The following is a 14,335-nucleotide window of genomic DNA, read 5'->3' on the forward strand; positions in this document are numbered from 1 at the left end:
TCGGCGCCGATATGGGGTCAGACGAGCTTCGCGCGGCCGCAGCGCAGCGCGTTCACGCGCGCGTCGGCCTCGCCGACATGGACGCCTAGCGTTTCGGTCAACCCCTCCAGCACCCCGTCGAGCACCGGCGCGGCCAGACCCAGCGCATCGCCCACCACGCCCGACAGGGCATTAAGGCCGAGGCCCAGACCTAGGATGTTGACCTTGAGGTCGATCCGGTCGGCGAGCGATTTGGCCGCTCCTGCGACAAGCCCGCTGCTTTCGACGGTCTTGACCGCGCCGTCGTCGATTTCGCCCCGCGTGAAGCGCGCGGGCTTTTCGTTGAGGTCGGAAAGCACCAGTTCGGCCTTTCCCTCGACGTTGGCGAGCGGCAGCTTGACGAGTTTGACCGGGGCGGGGTCGAGCGGGCGCTGCATATTCTGGAAATCGCTGTCGGCGACCGAACCGATGGTGAGCTTCGCGGGCGAGGTCGTGATGCCGAGCGTCACGGCGTCGCCGTCCCCGGCGAAACAATCGATGTCGGTGATCCGCGCCGACGCCGATCCCAGTTCGGCGTAGACCGGAATCTCGACGCTCGCGAGCGGAAGCGCGACTTTGGTCACCATCTTCAGCCGCACCTGTGCGGTGCGCACGATGACCTGCTGCGTGTCGGTGATCGCGATCAGGGGCGAGTCCGCGGGCGGTTCGCCAATGAGCAGCGCGACGTCGACCCCCGATCCGCCGGGCAGATTGCTGGCGACCGACAGATCGACCTGACGGTTCGCATTGGCGAGCAGCAGCATCGAGCGCAGCAGGCTGAGCGCGTTGACCTTGACCGGGTTCGCCTCGTCGACGCGGATGCTCGACGACCGCGGGCCGAGGCTCACCGCCCGCGAAGGGAAGAGGGTTTTCGGCACCGCCTTGGTCGCGAGCGCGCTGAGCGCCGTGGCTGCCTGCCCGTTGCTCGCCGCCGCGAGCGCCGACAGCACCTGCGGCAGCGTCGCCTGCGTGTCGAGCGTCTGGCCGAAGGTCAGCACATTGGCGCCAAGTTCGGTGCGCAATGCTTCGGAGAAAGCGAGCAGATCGACGTCGGCATTTGCCAGCGCGTTATAATCCATCACCGACAGATTGACCTGACTGCCGGTCAGCGCCGAAAGCAGCGCGTTCGGCACCCCACCGTGCAGCGCCGCGACGCGCGAGCCGAGCGAAAAGGCGGCATAACCCCGCCGCGCCGCTGTGGCCGAGGCGCCAATGATCGTTTCGTCGCGGCCGGTCACGAAGCGGCCAAAGACCATCGGCCGGTCGCGCGTCAACACGATCCGCACCGCGTTCGGCGCGCTGCCCCCCGCGGTGAAGCGCTGCTCGGCCGGAACGGCAGGATCGGGCTGATAGGTGCCGGTCGTCAGCGACGCGATGGCGATGGTGCAATTGCAGTTCGCGGCGATAATCCGCTCGGCCGCCGCACGTTCCTGGCCCGGGTGTCCGGCGGCCGCGAGCGCGGCGGCGTCGGCGATCCCCTGGAGCTTGCGGCGGTCGAGCGTGAACGAGCCGAAATCGACCGCCAGCGCCGCCGCGCCGATCAGCATTGCGAGCGCGAAGGCCGAGGCGATGCTGATCCCCGCGCGCCGGTCTTTCAGGAAAGTGCGGAACAGCGCCATGGGTCAGTCCACCGGAAGCTCGAAGGTCGCGCGGGCGCGGATGACATTGCCCGGCGATGGGACGAAGGAGGAGCGGATGAGGCTGGTGGCGGGGACAGCATAAGTGACAGCGACCGTCACCGCGTCGCTGGTCTCGCTGATCGCGACGCTGCGCGTGGTGGGAGTGAAGCCCGCGATCGCCGTCATGCTGCGATCGACGGCGCGGGTCGCGATCGCGCTGCGGTCGGCGGCATCGAGCCCGGTGATCGCGGCGCGGGCGCCGTCGTTCGCCGCCTGCTGGACGCTGTGCGCGAGCAGGAAATATTGGCCATAGACCAATATGCCCATGAGGAGCGCGAGGAAGAGCGGCAGCACCAGCGCCATCTCGACCATCGCGGCCGCCCGCTCGCTTCGCACCAGACGGGCGCGAAGCGAGCGGGCGGACCGCGGCAAGGGATCGGAAGCCATCATCCGCCCAGCATGGCGCGGGGGCGATGAAGGCAGGGTCGAGGCGGCGGCGCGCCGAATTTACGAATTTTACGGCAAGCGCGCGGCCCGCAACGCTCGCCAATCCGCGCCTCCTGCCGGGCCGTTAACAGCCGCGACAGGCGGTGCGCGGAAAATGCGTCATTCGGCGGGCTGCTGCGCCTCCAGCTTATCCTGCGTGCGCAGGTCGAAATCGGAGGCGTCGTGGCGTTCGCGAAGCTGGCTCGCCGGGTCGCCCATCACGCGGTTGACCATCCGCCCGCGCCTGACCGCAGGACGCGTCGCGAGCTGGTCGGTCCAGCGCTGGACGTTGCGATAGTCCTGCACTTGCAGAAACTCGCCTGCGTCATAGACGAGGCCTTTCGCGAGCGCGCCGTACCAGGGCCAGATCGCCATGTCGGCGATCGTATAGTCGGTCCCCGCGATATATTCGCTTGTCGCGAGCTGCCGGTCGAGCACGTCGAGCTGGCGCTTCACTTCCATCGCGTATCGGTTGATCGGATATTCCTGCTTGAACGGCGCATAGGCATAGAAATGGCCGAAGCCGCCGCCCAGGAAGGGGGCGCTTCCCATCTGCCACATCAGCCACGATAGCGTTTCGGCGCGCTGCGCGGGATCGGTGGGGAGGAAGGCGCCGAATTTCTCGGCAAGATGGATCAAAATCGCCCCCGATTCGAAGACGCGGATCGGCGCCGGCCCGCTGCGGTCGATAAGCGCGGGGATCTTGCTGTTCGGATTGGCACCGACGAAGCCGCTCGAAAACTGGTCGCCCTCGCCGATGTTGATCAGCCATGCGTCATATTCGGCGCCGCTGTGGCCGGCCGCGAGCAGTTCCTCGAGCATCACGGTGACCTTCACCCCATTGGGAGTCCCGAGCGAGTAGAGTTGCAGCGGATGCTGGCCGATCGGCAGCTCCTTGTCGTGCGTCGGACCGGCGACGGGGCGGTTGATGTTGGCAAAGCGACCCCCGCTTTCCTTGTCCCAGGTCCAGATCTTCGGCGGCACATATTCGGCTTGATCGGTCATCGGGAACTCCTGAGCTAAATCTATACTGACCGGTATCTAATGCTGCGAGGTGCCGCCGTCCAGCACCGGCGGCTCAAATAATATTTTGCGCTCGCAAAGCCGAAATCGCTTCGGCGTCGTAGCCGAGCTCGGCGAGGATCGCGTCGCTATGCTCGCCGAGCTGCGGCGCGCGCGTGGGCGCGGGCCTGGCGCTGGCCGACAGGCGGATCGGGGCGCGGATCATCGGCACCTCCCGCGTGGCGCCCGGATAGGCGACCGGTTCGACCAGCCCCATCGCGGCGACTTGCGGCTGCGCCAGCGCTTCGTGGGGGTGCAGGACCGGCGCGGCGGGGACGCGCGCGGCGGCGAGTTCGGCGATCGCTTCGGCGCTCGTGCGGGTGATGCACCACGTCTGCATGATGACGCTGAGGTCCTCGCCATTATCGCCGCGCAATATGTCGCTGGCGTAGCGCGGATCCTCGACGAGTTCGGGACGGCCGACCAGGTCCGCCCAGCGCGTGAAGATGCCGCCGCCGACGATCTGCGTGACGATCCAGCCGTCGCGGGTGCGGAACAGATCGGTCGGCGCCGAGCTATAGCTGCGATTGCCGATCGGCTGGCGCTCGATCCCGTTCAGCGCATGATCGATGGTGAGCGCATTGGTCATTGCGAGCGCAGTGCCGAGCAGCGATCCCGACACGCATTGCCCCTTCCCCGTCGTCTCGCGCTCGCGCAGCGCGATCAGGACGCCGAAGGCGGTGTGCAGCGCGGTGCCGAAATCGACATAATTGACCTGCGCGCGATAGGGCTGATCGGGCGTGCCGGTCAGATGCACCGCCCCCGACATGGCCTGACCGACCGCGTCGAACCCGACATTCTTCGCAAGCGGCCCCTCGCTGCCGAAGGCCGAGGCGGTCGCAAGGATGATGCGCGGATTGATTGCCGACAGGCTGTCGTGATCGAGCCCCAGCCTGACGAGCGCATCGTGCGGCAGGTTCGCGACAACGACGTCGGCGGTGCGGGCGAGGCGGCGGACGATCTCGCGCCCCTCGGGGCAGCCGGGCTTCAGCGTCAGACAGCGCTTGGCGCGGTTCATCTGCAGGAACATCGCGCCCGACCCGTCCGCCGCGACCGGCACGGTGAAACGATCGTCGTTGCCGCCCGGCGCCTCGATGCGGATGACGTCGGCGCCGTAATCGGCGAGCAGCGCCGCGCAATAGGGGCCGGCGATATAGCGGCCGAAGTCGAGCACCCTTATTCCGGTCAGTGGCACGCGTCGTTTCTCCCCGATGTTTTCCATCGGCTAGCAGCCGCGCGCCGATACTGCCAAGCGCCTTTGGGCTTTTTCGACGGGGCAATGATAAATGTGACGAGAGGCTTGCAAGACGCGCGAGCGGTCGCTAGGGGGCTCTCCTCTCAGCGAGGAGAGTTGGCTGAGTGGTCGAAAGCGTCGCACTCGAAATGCGAAGTGCCGGCAACGGTACCGAGGGTTCGAATCCCTCACTCTCCTCCATTTTCCTATTTTCAAACATCTCGGCCATTTGAAAAAGCCCAGGTTTCCCTGGGCTTTTTCGAGATAGTTCGGATTCCGCCTGCGGTCAGCCGTTCTCGGCGCTCGGATGATAGCGTTTGACGCGACGCAAGGTGTTGCGGTCGGTGTGGTGCATCTCCGCACCCGTGGCGGAGAGCCGGAGCATCAGGTCCGACGTATAGCTGAGCGTTCCATCGTCGTTGATCGTGAAATTGCTCTTGAAGTCGCGGATTTCGGCGCGTTCAAGCAGATATTTATTCTGCAATATGCCGTAGCAGGGTTGGCCCGGCGCGGCGTCGAAGGTCAGAACCTTGTCGTCGGGCTTGGCGCTGCTGCCCGCGAGGATCGCGATGCCGCGCCCGAACACCACCGTCCGCATGACTTCGCCATGGGTCTTGTCCCACAGCAGGAAGCCGATCTCGTCGTGGAAAGGGTCCATGGCCTCTTCGCCGTGACGCCATGCGGTCATGCTGTAGTTCAGCCCCCACAGGGTCTGTTGGCCGTTTTCCTGCATCGGGATCGGTTTGAACGACGCCTTTTCGAAATAGGTGGTCTCGGTCGTCCAGTCGTCCTTGTTGTGATAGGACAGATCGACCCCGACATCACCCTCCCATTCCCCGACGAGCGGCGTCAACGGACCCAGTTTACGCGAATAGGCAATATCGTTCGGCATCGCGATCTTCTCCCTCTCTTCTCATCGATCGAGGGATGCTAACATCGGGCCGCGCGCGATAACCAACTAAAGATTTTCAATCGTGTGACCATTTTCTTGCATAGGTCGCGACACAGGCTTGCCCCCAGCGCCGCGTTTCAAAACAGCGCTGGAGGTGCCGCAAAAGCAGGCCGTCACCTGATGGTGACGAACGAAGGGGTGGCCACGGCCGCGACGACCGCGCCGACAACCAGGAACAGGATGATCGCCACGACGATCACAACCGCCGTATAGCCCAGCGCCTTGTCCTCCGGCGCCTTCATCAGCGCCGGTAGCCCCAGATAGAGAAGATAGAGGCCATAGAGCGCGAAGAGCATACCGATGATGGCGAGCGCCGGGATCAGCCCGAAGATGCCGCCGACCCAGCCCGCGGTTCCGGCATAGGCCGCGACCTTCAGCGCCTGGACCTGGTCCTTCTGTCCGCCGAAGCTTGGTGCGAGGCCGTCGATGACCAGCGCGAGAAGGAACACGCTGGCGAGCGTCAGGCCATAGGACAGCACCGCCGAGACGAGCGCGCCGGCCAGCGGCGGATGGTAGGTCACGCCCAGAAAGGTGATTCCGAAAACCTGCCCACCGACGAGCCCCGCGAGCGGGCCGACCGCGGCCAGCAGCAGCACATAGGGGACGTAGATCGACTGGACCGTCGCCGGCTCTGCCGCAATGGCGGGCCAGGTCTCCTTCGGCCTGAGGAGGATATCCTTCGCGCGCTGAAAAAGGCCGGATGCCGCGGGCGGAAGAGGATTTGGTGTGTCGGTCATGCAATGCGTCTCCCTGGATTCTGGCGGCCCATGTCCCGTTTCGGTCATGCGAAGGCCGAATTGCACGCTAGCCCCGTCGGCCAGTGCATCTGTAACCGCGATCACAGGGCGAATTCGGCCTGTCGCGGTCCCGGCGGAGTGTAACGGACTTGAACCGTGCGTAAATAGCCATAGATTGAGGATATGACGTCAGAAACCTCCCCCGATTTCCGCGACCCGAATCCGCGCCGTGCGGCCGCGCCGCTGATCGAGCGCGCGCGCTTTGCGCCGGGCGATATCGTGCGGCACCGCATGTTCGACTTTCGCGGCGTCGTTTTCGACGTCGATCCGGTCTTCGCGAACAGCGACGAATGGTATGACGCGATTCCCGAGGCTATCCGCCCCGCGAAGGAACAGCCCTATTACCATCTTCTCGCCGAGAGCGAGGATTCGGCCTATATCGCCTATGTCAGCCAGCAGAATCTGGTGATCGACGGCGAGCATGGCCCGGTCGACCATCCGCAGGTCGACGCGATGTTCGACGGGCTGGTGCAGGGGCGTTACCGCGTCCGCCCGATCCACCGCCACTAGGTTTCAGGCTTCGCGGGGGCGTCAGGCCTTCAGTTTCCACCCCGAAGTCAGCAGGCGATAGGTCAGCACGCCGAGCGCGGCGTTGACCGCGATCAGCGTGACCGCCGCGGTCAGCACCGGGTGCGCGATCGTCGAATCGACCGTGCCGATGAAGCCGTAGCGAAAGCCCATGATCGCATAATAGACGGGATTCGCGTGCGCGACGCCCTGAAACCAGGGCGCGAGCCGGTCGACCGAATAGAAGGTGCCCGACAGCAGCGCGAGCGGCGTCACGACGAAATTGGTGACCGCGGCGGCATGATCGAATTTCTCGGCCCAGATCGAGGTGATCAGGCCAAGGAAGCTCAGCATCATCGCCCCGAGCAGCCCGAACAGCGCGACCGCCCACAGATGGTCGGGGCCGACATGGACGCCGGGCCAGAGGAGCATCGCGACCCACAGCGCCAGCCCGACGAGCACCGCACGGGTGATCGCGGCGCCGATCAGCGCGATGATCAATTCCCCCACCGCCAGCGGCGGCATCAGATAATCGACGATCGTGCCCTGGATCTTGCCGACGAGCAGCGAAAAGCTGGAATTGGCGAAACTGTTCTGCAGCATCGCCATCATGATCAGGCCGGGCGCGACGAAATCGGCGAAGGGAACGCCGATGACCTTGCGCCCCGCGCCGCCGAGCGCGACGGTGAAGATGACGAGAAACAGCAAGGTCGTGACCGCGGGGGCCCATATTGTTTGCAGCTGGACCTTGAAAAACCGCCGCACCTCCTTGACATATAGCGCCTGCATGGCCGGAACGTTGAGCGTCCGGATTTGCGGGACGCCGGGTTCGGCGAAAGCCGGGACCGCGGCGGAATTGGCCGAGTCGGGATGCGAAATTTGGGGCTGGTCGTTCATGGCGTTCTCGCCTATCGCCTCCCCGATCTTACCGCAAGCTGGGCAGTGACGGCGCCGGTCCTTCGGGATCGCCGGCTGGCGAGCAGCGTGGAATGATAAGGAACGAAACGAATGTCATGGACCGATGAGCGCATCGAGCAACTGCGCAGCATGTGGGAAAAGGGCCTGACCGCCAGCCAGATCGCCGACGAGCTGGGCGGGGTCAGCCGCAACGCCGTGATCGGCAAGGCGCACCGCTTGGGCCTGAAATCGCGCCCGTCGCCGGTGAAGGCCACCGAAAAGGTAGTGAAGGCGCCCAAGCCTGCCGCGCCGAAACCGGCCGCGCCTGCCGCCCCGCCGCGTGCAGCGGCGCCCGCTTTCTCGCGTCCGGCGGCCCCGCCGCGGGCCGAGCCGAAGCCGGCGGTCGAGCCGCGCCCCGCGGTCGAAGCCGACGCCGCCGAAGCGCCGCCGAAGCCCGATGCGCCGCGGATCGTGTCGATCGGCCCGGGCGGTTTCATCCGTCAGGGTCCGGGCGACCAGCAGGCACCGATCCCGCCCGCGCCGCCGCGCCGGCTGGTGCCTGCAAAGCCTAGCCCCGAGATCGCCGACAAGACGAGCCTGCTCGACCTCAACGACCGCATCTGCCGCTGGCCGATGGGGCATCCCGGCGAGCCCGACTTCCATTTCTGCGGCGAAGCGGTGAATCCGGGCTTCCCCTATTGCGTCGAGCATTGCGGCCGCGCCTATCAGGCGCAGCTTCCGCGCGGCACGCGCCGCCCGCCCCCGCCCCCGCCCTTCGGCGGCCCCCGAGTTCGTTAAGGGCGTCCGTTGAGGCCTTTCGGGCAGGATTTCCAGTTCGCGCGTGCGCTCGGCCTGCAAATGGTCGAGCGCGGCGACGGCCGTTGCGTGATGGCGATCGACATCGATCGGGACCAGCATTTCAGCCCGCAGGGCGCCGCGCACGGCGGCGTCGCCTATTCGCTCGCCGACACGGCGATGGGCGGTGCGCTGATCAGCCTGCTTCCGAAGGATTTCTGGTGCGCGACGCTGGAGATCAAATTCAACTATCATGTCCGCGTCACCGAAGGACGGCTGACCTGCGAAGCCGAAGTGCTGCATCGCGGCAAGCGCATCGCCAATATCGACGCGCGCCTGTTTCAGGACGATCGGCTCGTCGCCAGCGCCAACGGCAATTTCGCGATCTTTCCCGCGCCCGCCGCCGAATAAGCGAAAGGCGCCGGAGTATAGCCCCGGCGCCTCCCTGTTCCGCTTCCCAAGAGGTTTAGAAGCGGTAGCTCAAGGTTCCGCGCACAGCGTGGGTGCGGAAGTGCGGATCGCTGCGCCGGATATCGGTCGCACCATTGTCGAGAAGGAACGGATTGGTCGCGGGGTCGGCGGTGCCGGGCCCGACGTTCACCGTATAATCCTTGTCCTTCACGTCGGTGTAGAGATATTCCAGACCGACGGCGATCTTGTTCGTGACCATGATTTCGGCACCGCCACCGGCGGCATAGCCCCAGCCGTTGGTCTTGCCATTGTCGGCGAAGCTGTTGGCGGTGTTGGTCGTCGCGAACCGGTTGTTGAGCCGCGCATAAGCGGGGCCGCCCGTCACATAGAAGAGCGCGCCGCCGCCCGGCGTATAACCCGCGCGCAGCCGCGCATTCGCCTGCCAGTCGGCCTTGCGGCTGATCTCATAGGAGGCGGGTGTCGTCGAAAAGCCGCTGACGCTGTCGCGCGCTTCGCTGCGGCCACCCTCGATCACCGCGCCGAGGACGAAATTGCCCATGCGCTTGTCATAGCCGAGGCGGCCGAAATAATTCGCGCCGTCGCGGTCGTTGCGGCAATCGATATTGGCGGTTCCGGTCGCGCGGCCGTTGCAGAAGCCCGGCGAGAAAGCATCGGTTCCGCCCACGGTGGTCACGGTGTCGCCGTAAACGCCGTCGCCATCGGTATCGAAGATCAAGGTTTCGCCGCGGTCGCTGCCCTGCAGGGAGGCGCCGCCGCCGATCGAGATATAGGGACCGTTGAAGTCCTGCGCGGGATCGCGGTCATTTTGCGCGAAGGCCGGAACCGCCAGAACGGATGCTGCCGAAGCAGCGAGGAGAGCTGCGAATTTCATATGTTTTCTCCACTTTTTGAACGACTTTGCAGTCGGCGGACCAACCCGCCGGCGGGAGCGGAGTTTCATCCTTGTGCCGAAAACGGGACGAGCCGAGCCGGGCCTCTGTCTGCTCCAACGGCTTGAAAACCGCGCTTGCCAGCGGCCTTTCCGGCCTCCTATATCCACGCCATGAGTCACGATTTGTTCGACAGCAGCCAGCCCGCGGCCGACAGCTACAACGCCTCGCAGATCGAGGTGCTCGAAGGGCTGGAGCCGGTGCGGCGGCGTCCCGGCATGTATATCGGCGGCACCGACGAGCGGGCGCTCCACCACCTGGCCGCCGAGGTCATCGACAACAGCATGGACGAGGCGGTCGCGGGCCATGCGACGCGGATCGAAATCGAGCTCGACGTCGGCAATCGTCTGACCGTGATCGACAATGGGCGCGGTATGCCCGTTGATCCGCACCCGAAATTTCCCGGCAAGTCGGCGCTCGAAGTCATCATGACCATGCTCCATTCGGGGGGCAAGTTCGAGGGCAAGGCCTATGCGACCTCGGGCGGTCTGCACGGCGTCGGGGTCAGCGTCGTCAATGCGCTGTCGATCGAAACCGTGATCGAAGTTGCGCGGTCCAAGATATTGTATCGGCAGAGTTTTTCGCAAGGCGTTCCGCAGGGGCCGCTGGAAGAACTGGGCCCGACGCCGAACCGGCGCGGGACGAGCGTCTCCTTTGTCCCCGATCCCGCGATCTTCGGCGAGCATGGGCGGTTCAAGCCGCAGCGCCTCTATCGCATGGCGCGATCGAAAGCCTATCTGTTCGCGGGGGTCGAGATCCGCTGGAAATGCGCCGCCGAACTGATCGGCGACGATACCCCGACCGAGGCGGTGTTCCAGTTTCCTGGCGGGCTGGCCGATCATCTGAAGGAACAGATCGGTACCCGCGAATGCGCGACCGCCGAACCGTTCGTGGGGCGGCAGGATTTTCCCGGCGACCAGGGGCGCGCCGAATGGGCGATCGCCTGGCCGCTCTGGTCCGACGGCAGCTATAGCTGGTATTGCAACACCATTCCGACCCCCGCCGGCGGCACCCACGAAGCGGGGCTGCGCGCCGCGCTGACCAAGGGATTGCGCGCCTTCGGCGAGTTGATCGGCCAAAAGAAGGCGGCGCAGATCACAGCGGAAGACGTGTTCAACGGCGGCGAGATGATGCTGTCGGTGTTCATCCGTGACCCGCAATTCCAGAGCCAGACCAAGGACCGGCTGTCGAGCCCCGAGGCCGCGCGCTTCGTCGAAAATGCGGTGCGCGACCATTTCGACCATTTCCTCTCGGACAATATGGACCGCGGCCGCGCGCTGCTCGGGTTGATCCTCGAACGCATGGACGAGCGGCTGAAGCGCAAGGCCGAGCGCGAGGTGAAGCGCAAGACCGCCACCAGCGGCCGCAAGCTCCGCCTGCCGGGGAAGCTCACAGACTGTGCCAATGACGGCCCCGAAGGCACGGAATTATTTATCGTTGAGGGCGACAGCGCGGGCGGCAGCGCCAAGCAGGCGCGCGACCGCAAGACGCAGGCGATCCTGCCGATCCGCGGCAAGATTTTGAACGTTGCGAGCGCCAGCGCCGACAAGATCCGCGCCAATCAGGAAATCGCCGACCTCGCGCTCGCGCTCGGCTGCGGGATGCGCAAGGATTGCGACGCCGATCGGCTGCGGTACGATAAGATCGTCATCATGACCGATGCCGACGTCGACGGCGCGCATATCGCGACCCTGTTGATGACGTTCTTCTTTCAGGAGATGCCCGACATCGTGCGGAACGGGCATGTCTATCTCGCCCAGCCGCCGCTCTATCGCCTCACGGCTGGCGCGACGTCGGCCTATGCGCGCGATGATGCCCATCGCGCCGAGCTGGAAGCCACGGTTTTCAAAGGGAAAAAGGTCGAGGTCGGGCGTTTCAAGGGACTCGGCGAGATGAACCCGAACCAGCTCAAGGAAACGACGATGGACCCGGCGACGCGCTCGATGCTGCGCGTCACGCTGCCGCAGGAATATGAAGAGCGGCATCTGGTCAAGGATCTGGTCGACCGGCTGATGGGCAAGCATCCCGAACATCGTTTCCAGTTCATCCAGGCCAATGCCGCGACCCTCGACGAGGCGGCAATCGATGCCTGATAAATAATTTCGCGACGCCGCGTCAGAAATTCCCGTCGCCGCCGACTAATAGGCTATGCGACATGAAATTTCGGAGCATGGCGTGGACGAAGCCGAACAGGACCGGGCCTTTGCCGAGGCAATCGACCGCTTCGGGCCCGCCCTTGCCCGCATGGCGCGCGGTTATGAGGCTGACCCCGATCTTCGCCGCGACCTCGAGCAGGATGTGCAGGTCGCGCTGTGGCAGAGCTTCGCCCATTTCGACGGCCGCTGCGCGCTGAGCACCTGGGTGTGGCGCGTCGCGCACAATCGTGCGACGTCGCACATGCTCGCGCACCGTCGCCGCAACGCGCCCGGCTGGGCGAGTCTCGAGGACATCGAGATTGCCGATGCCGCCCCCTCGCCCTTCGATGCCGCCGAAAGCGGGCAGGCGATGACGCTGATCCTGTCGATCGTCGAGCGGCTCGATCCGCCCGACCGACAGATATTATTGCTCTATCTCGAAGGCGTCACGGGCGCCGAAATCGCGGCTGTCACCGGCGTTTCACCCGATGTTGCCGCCGCCAGGATCCATCGTTTCAAGACCATGCTAACGCGCCGCTTTGCGGCGGCTGGAGAGGCCCCATGATCGATTTCCGCAACGAAGCGGAGCTTCGCGCCCTGTGGCGGGACGATGAAGTCTCCTTCACGCCACTCGCACTTGATGACGTCAAGCGCCGGGCGGCGCGGTTGAGCAACGTCGTCCGGCGGCGCAATCGACGCGAATATATTGGCGCGGCGCTGGTTCTGGCGGTGTTCGGCATTTACGCGGTCATCCTGCCGGGGTTCCTGCTGAAGGCCGGCAGCTTGCTGACGATGGCCGCCGCCGTGATTGTCGGCCGACAGCTCGCCCACCGATCGTCCCGCCCTGATCCCGATGCCGAGGCACAGGATGTGCGCGGCTATTACCGGGCGAGACTGGTGCGTGAGGAGCATCTGCTCGCCAATGTCGGCCGTTGGTATCTTGCCCCGTTCCTGCCCGGACTGCTGCTTTTCCTGGCGGGGCTGGCCGAGGCGCGCGGGTTGGAGAATCCGCTGGCTTTTGCCCTGGTTCTCGCTTTTCAAATTCTGGTGTTCGGCGGAATATGGCTGCTCAATCGCCGTGCCGCCGCGCGGATACGCGCGCACATCGAACGGATCGATCGTGCGGCCTCTTTCAAGGGAGATATTCCATGAAAACCATGATCGCGATCCTGCTCGCCTCGATGACGGCCTTGCACGGCTCGCCCGCGATTGCCCATCAGCCGCCGGCGGCCAACGCCTCCTCCCAAAATGCCACGGCTTTCGATCGCCGCGCGGCAGATCTCGTCGATGTTATCAATGGCTACATGGCGTTCGACGCCTATTTCGCGCCTTCGTTTCAGGCCGCGGTTCCCGAAGCCCAGTTCAAAACGATGACCGCGGGGATCATCGCGCAATATGGCCGCGCGATCGCCGCCGAAGGCGCGCATTCGGCCGACGGACATTCGGGCACGTTGAAATTGCGCTTCGAAAAGGGCGTCGCGACGGTGCTGCTCGATGCGGGCGGCGCGCCCGACGGGCGGGTCACCGGGCTTCGCATCACCGGCTTCACGGTGGCCGACGACAGCTACACGCGGGTTTCGGGCGAGATCGCGGCGCTGCCCGGCACGGCGGGCTTTCTGGTTGCCGAGGTTGATGGCGACAGCTTCCGCCCGATCGCTGCGGCGCACGCCGACCGGCAATTTGCGGTCGGATCGACCTTCAAACTCTATGTGCTCGACGAGCTGGCGGCACAGATCGCCGCCGGAAAGCGCCGCTGGAACGACGTCGTGCCGCTGTCGCACCTCAGCTTTTCCTCGGCCGCGACCGCGAACTGGCCGAAGGATACGCCGGTCACGCTTCAGACACTTGCGAACTGGATGATCTCGGTCAGCGACAATGGCGCCGCCGACACGTTGATCCACCTGCTCGGTCGCGGCGCGATCGAAGCGCGGATGCGCGCGGCGGGAAACAGCGATCCGTCGCGCAACATCCCCTTCCTGACCACGGTCGAGGCGTTCGCGCTCAAGGGCAATAATTTCACCGATCTGCGCGGGAAATTTACCGCGGGCGACGATGCGGCGCAGCGCAAGCTGATCGACGGCAACGCCGACAAGCTGGTCCTCGGCAATGTTGACGGCGTCAGCTTCACCGCTGGACCGCGCTTTATCGACAGTCTCGAATGGTTCGCATCGCCGGCCGACATCGCGCGGCTGATGATCGACTTGAGGCATCGCGGGTCGGAGCAGGCGATGGCGGCGCTGGCGATCAACAATGGTCTGGGGCCGGTCGCGGCGGAGCCCTGGAGCTATCTCGGCTACAAGGGCGGGTCGGAGAATGGCGTGCTGTCGATGAGCCTGCTCGGGCAGCGCAAGGCCGACGGAAAATGGTTCGTCGTCACCGCAAGCTGGAACAATGCCGACGCCAATGTCGACACGGCGGTGTTTTCGGGGCTGGTGGCTCGCCTGCTGGCGCTGGCGGCGAAATAACCCGGAG

General features: G+C 65.3%; 15 protein-coding genes and 1 tRNA gene. 8 read left to right on the forward strand and 8 right to left on the reverse strand.

Annotated features, from left to right (window positions below):
* Nucleotides 1-17: 17 nt before the first annotated feature.
* From VHO04_RS12525 to VHO04_RS12540, 4 genes are all read right to left on the reverse strand, one after another.
* Complete coding sequence (locus VHO04_RS12525; RefSeq protein WP_329628584.1) at nucleotides 18-1,637, reverse strand: TadG family pilus assembly protein; 1,620 nt, start codon at nucleotides 1,635-1,637, stop codon at nucleotides 18-20.
* A gap of 3 nt (nucleotides 1,638-1,640) precedes the next feature.
* A complete protein-coding gene (locus VHO04_RS12530) occupies nucleotides 1,641-2,033 on the reverse strand; it encodes a TadE/TadG family type IV pilus assembly protein (protein WP_329628585.1) in 393 nt (130 codons plus the stop codon).
* A 210-nt stretch (nucleotides 2,034-2,243) separates the two neighbouring features.
* Entirely contained in the window at nucleotides 2,244-3,128 is an 885-nt protein-coding gene (gene yghU / locus VHO04_RS12535; protein WP_329628586.1) for a glutathione-dependent disulfide-bond oxidoreductase, read from the reverse strand.
* Between the two features lie 73 nt (nucleotides 3,129-3,201).
* Nucleotides 3,202-4,407 (reverse strand): CoA transferase, encoded by a 1,206-nt coding sequence (locus tag VHO04_RS12540; RefSeq protein WP_329628587.1) that lies wholly within the window; start codon nucleotides 4,405-4,407, stop codon nucleotides 3,202-3,204.
* 123 nt (nucleotides 4,408-4,530) lie between these two features.
* Between VHO04_RS12540 and VHO04_RS12545 the strand changes: the two genes are divergently transcribed.
* A tRNA-Ser gene (locus VHO04_RS12545) sits at nucleotides 4,531-4,620 on the forward strand.
* A gap of 85 nt (nucleotides 4,621-4,705) precedes the next feature.
* Here the strand turns inward: VHO04_RS12545 and VHO04_RS12550 are convergent.
* Nucleotides 4,706-5,311 carry an FABP family protein gene (locus VHO04_RS12550; RefSeq protein ID WP_329628588.1) on the reverse strand — a complete coding sequence of 202 codons (606 nt, stop codon included), beginning with the start codon at nucleotides 5,309-5,311 and terminating at the stop codon, nucleotides 4,706-4,708.
* 173 nt (nucleotides 5,312-5,484) lie between these two features.
* Nucleotides 5,485-6,108: a Yip1 family protein gene (locus VHO04_RS12555; RefSeq protein WP_329628589.1), complete on the reverse strand. Its 624-nt coding sequence runs from the start codon at nucleotides 6,106-6,108 to the stop codon at nucleotides 5,485-5,487.
* A 183-nt stretch (nucleotides 6,109-6,291) separates the two neighbouring features.
* Between VHO04_RS12555 and hspQ the strand changes: the two genes are divergently transcribed.
* Complete coding sequence (gene hspQ, locus VHO04_RS12560) at nucleotides 6,292-6,678, forward strand: heat shock protein HspQ (protein WP_329628590.1); 387 nt, start codon at nucleotides 6,292-6,294, stop codon at nucleotides 6,676-6,678.
* A 21-nt stretch (nucleotides 6,679-6,699) separates the two neighbouring features.
* Here the strand turns inward: hspQ and VHO04_RS12565 are convergent, their stop codons facing one another.
* Entirely contained in the window at nucleotides 6,700-7,572 is an 873-nt protein-coding gene (locus tag VHO04_RS12565) for an ABC transporter permease (RefSeq protein WP_329628591.1), read from the reverse strand.
* Between the two features lie 111 nt (nucleotides 7,573-7,683).
* On the opposite strand from VHO04_RS12565, the gene VHO04_RS12570 reads away from it, so the two are divergent.
* Together VHO04_RS12570 and VHO04_RS12575 are read left to right on the forward strand one after the other, a co-directional pair.
* Nucleotides 7,684-8,370 carry a GcrA family cell cycle regulator gene (locus tag VHO04_RS12570; RefSeq protein WP_329628592.1) on the forward strand — a complete coding sequence of 229 codons (687 nt, stop codon included), beginning with the start codon at nucleotides 7,684-7,686 and terminating at the stop codon, nucleotides 8,368-8,370.
* Nucleotides 8,371-8,379: 9 nt separating this feature from the next.
* Entirely contained in the window at nucleotides 8,380-8,778 is a 399-nt protein-coding gene (locus VHO04_RS12575) for a PaaI family thioesterase (protein WP_329628593.1), read from the forward strand.
* A gap of 55 nt (nucleotides 8,779-8,833) precedes the next feature.
* Here VHO04_RS12575 and VHO04_RS12580 read toward each other — a convergent pair whose 3' ends face one another.
* Complete coding sequence (locus tag VHO04_RS12580; protein WP_329628594.1) at nucleotides 8,834-9,670, reverse strand: outer membrane protein; 837 nt, start codon at nucleotides 9,668-9,670, stop codon at nucleotides 8,834-8,836.
* Nucleotides 9,671-9,841: 171 nt separating this feature from the next.
* On the opposite strand from VHO04_RS12580, the gene parE reads away from it, so the two are divergent.
* From parE to VHO04_RS12600, 4 genes are all read left to right on the forward strand, one after another.
* A complete protein-coding gene (gene parE / locus VHO04_RS12585; protein WP_329628595.1) occupies nucleotides 9,842-11,821 on the forward strand; it encodes a DNA topoisomerase IV subunit B in 1,980 nt (659 codons plus the stop codon).
* 82 nt (nucleotides 11,822-11,903) lie between these two features.
* Nucleotides 11,904-12,428, forward strand: a complete 525-nt coding sequence (locus tag VHO04_RS12590) for a sigma-70 family RNA polymerase sigma factor (RefSeq protein WP_329628596.1) — start codon at nucleotides 11,904-11,906, stop codon at nucleotides 12,426-12,428.
* On the forward strand, nucleotides 12,425-13,015 hold the full coding sequence (locus VHO04_RS12595; protein ID WP_329628597.1) for a hypothetical protein: 591 nt from the start codon (nucleotides 12,425-12,427) through the stop codon (nucleotides 13,013-13,015). Before VHO04_RS12590 ends, VHO04_RS12595 begins: the two co-directional genes overlap by 4 nt.
* A complete protein-coding gene (locus VHO04_RS12600; RefSeq protein WP_329628598.1) occupies nucleotides 13,012-14,328 on the forward strand; it encodes a serine hydrolase in 1,317 nt (438 codons plus the stop codon). Before VHO04_RS12595 ends, VHO04_RS12600 begins: the two co-directional genes overlap by 4 nt.
* Nucleotides 14,329-14,335: the final 7 nt, after the last annotated feature.

The organism is Sphingopyxis sp., from assembly GCF_036261875.1.
Lineage (GTDB): Bacteria > Pseudomonadota > Alphaproteobacteria > Sphingomonadales > Sphingomonadaceae > Sphingopyxis.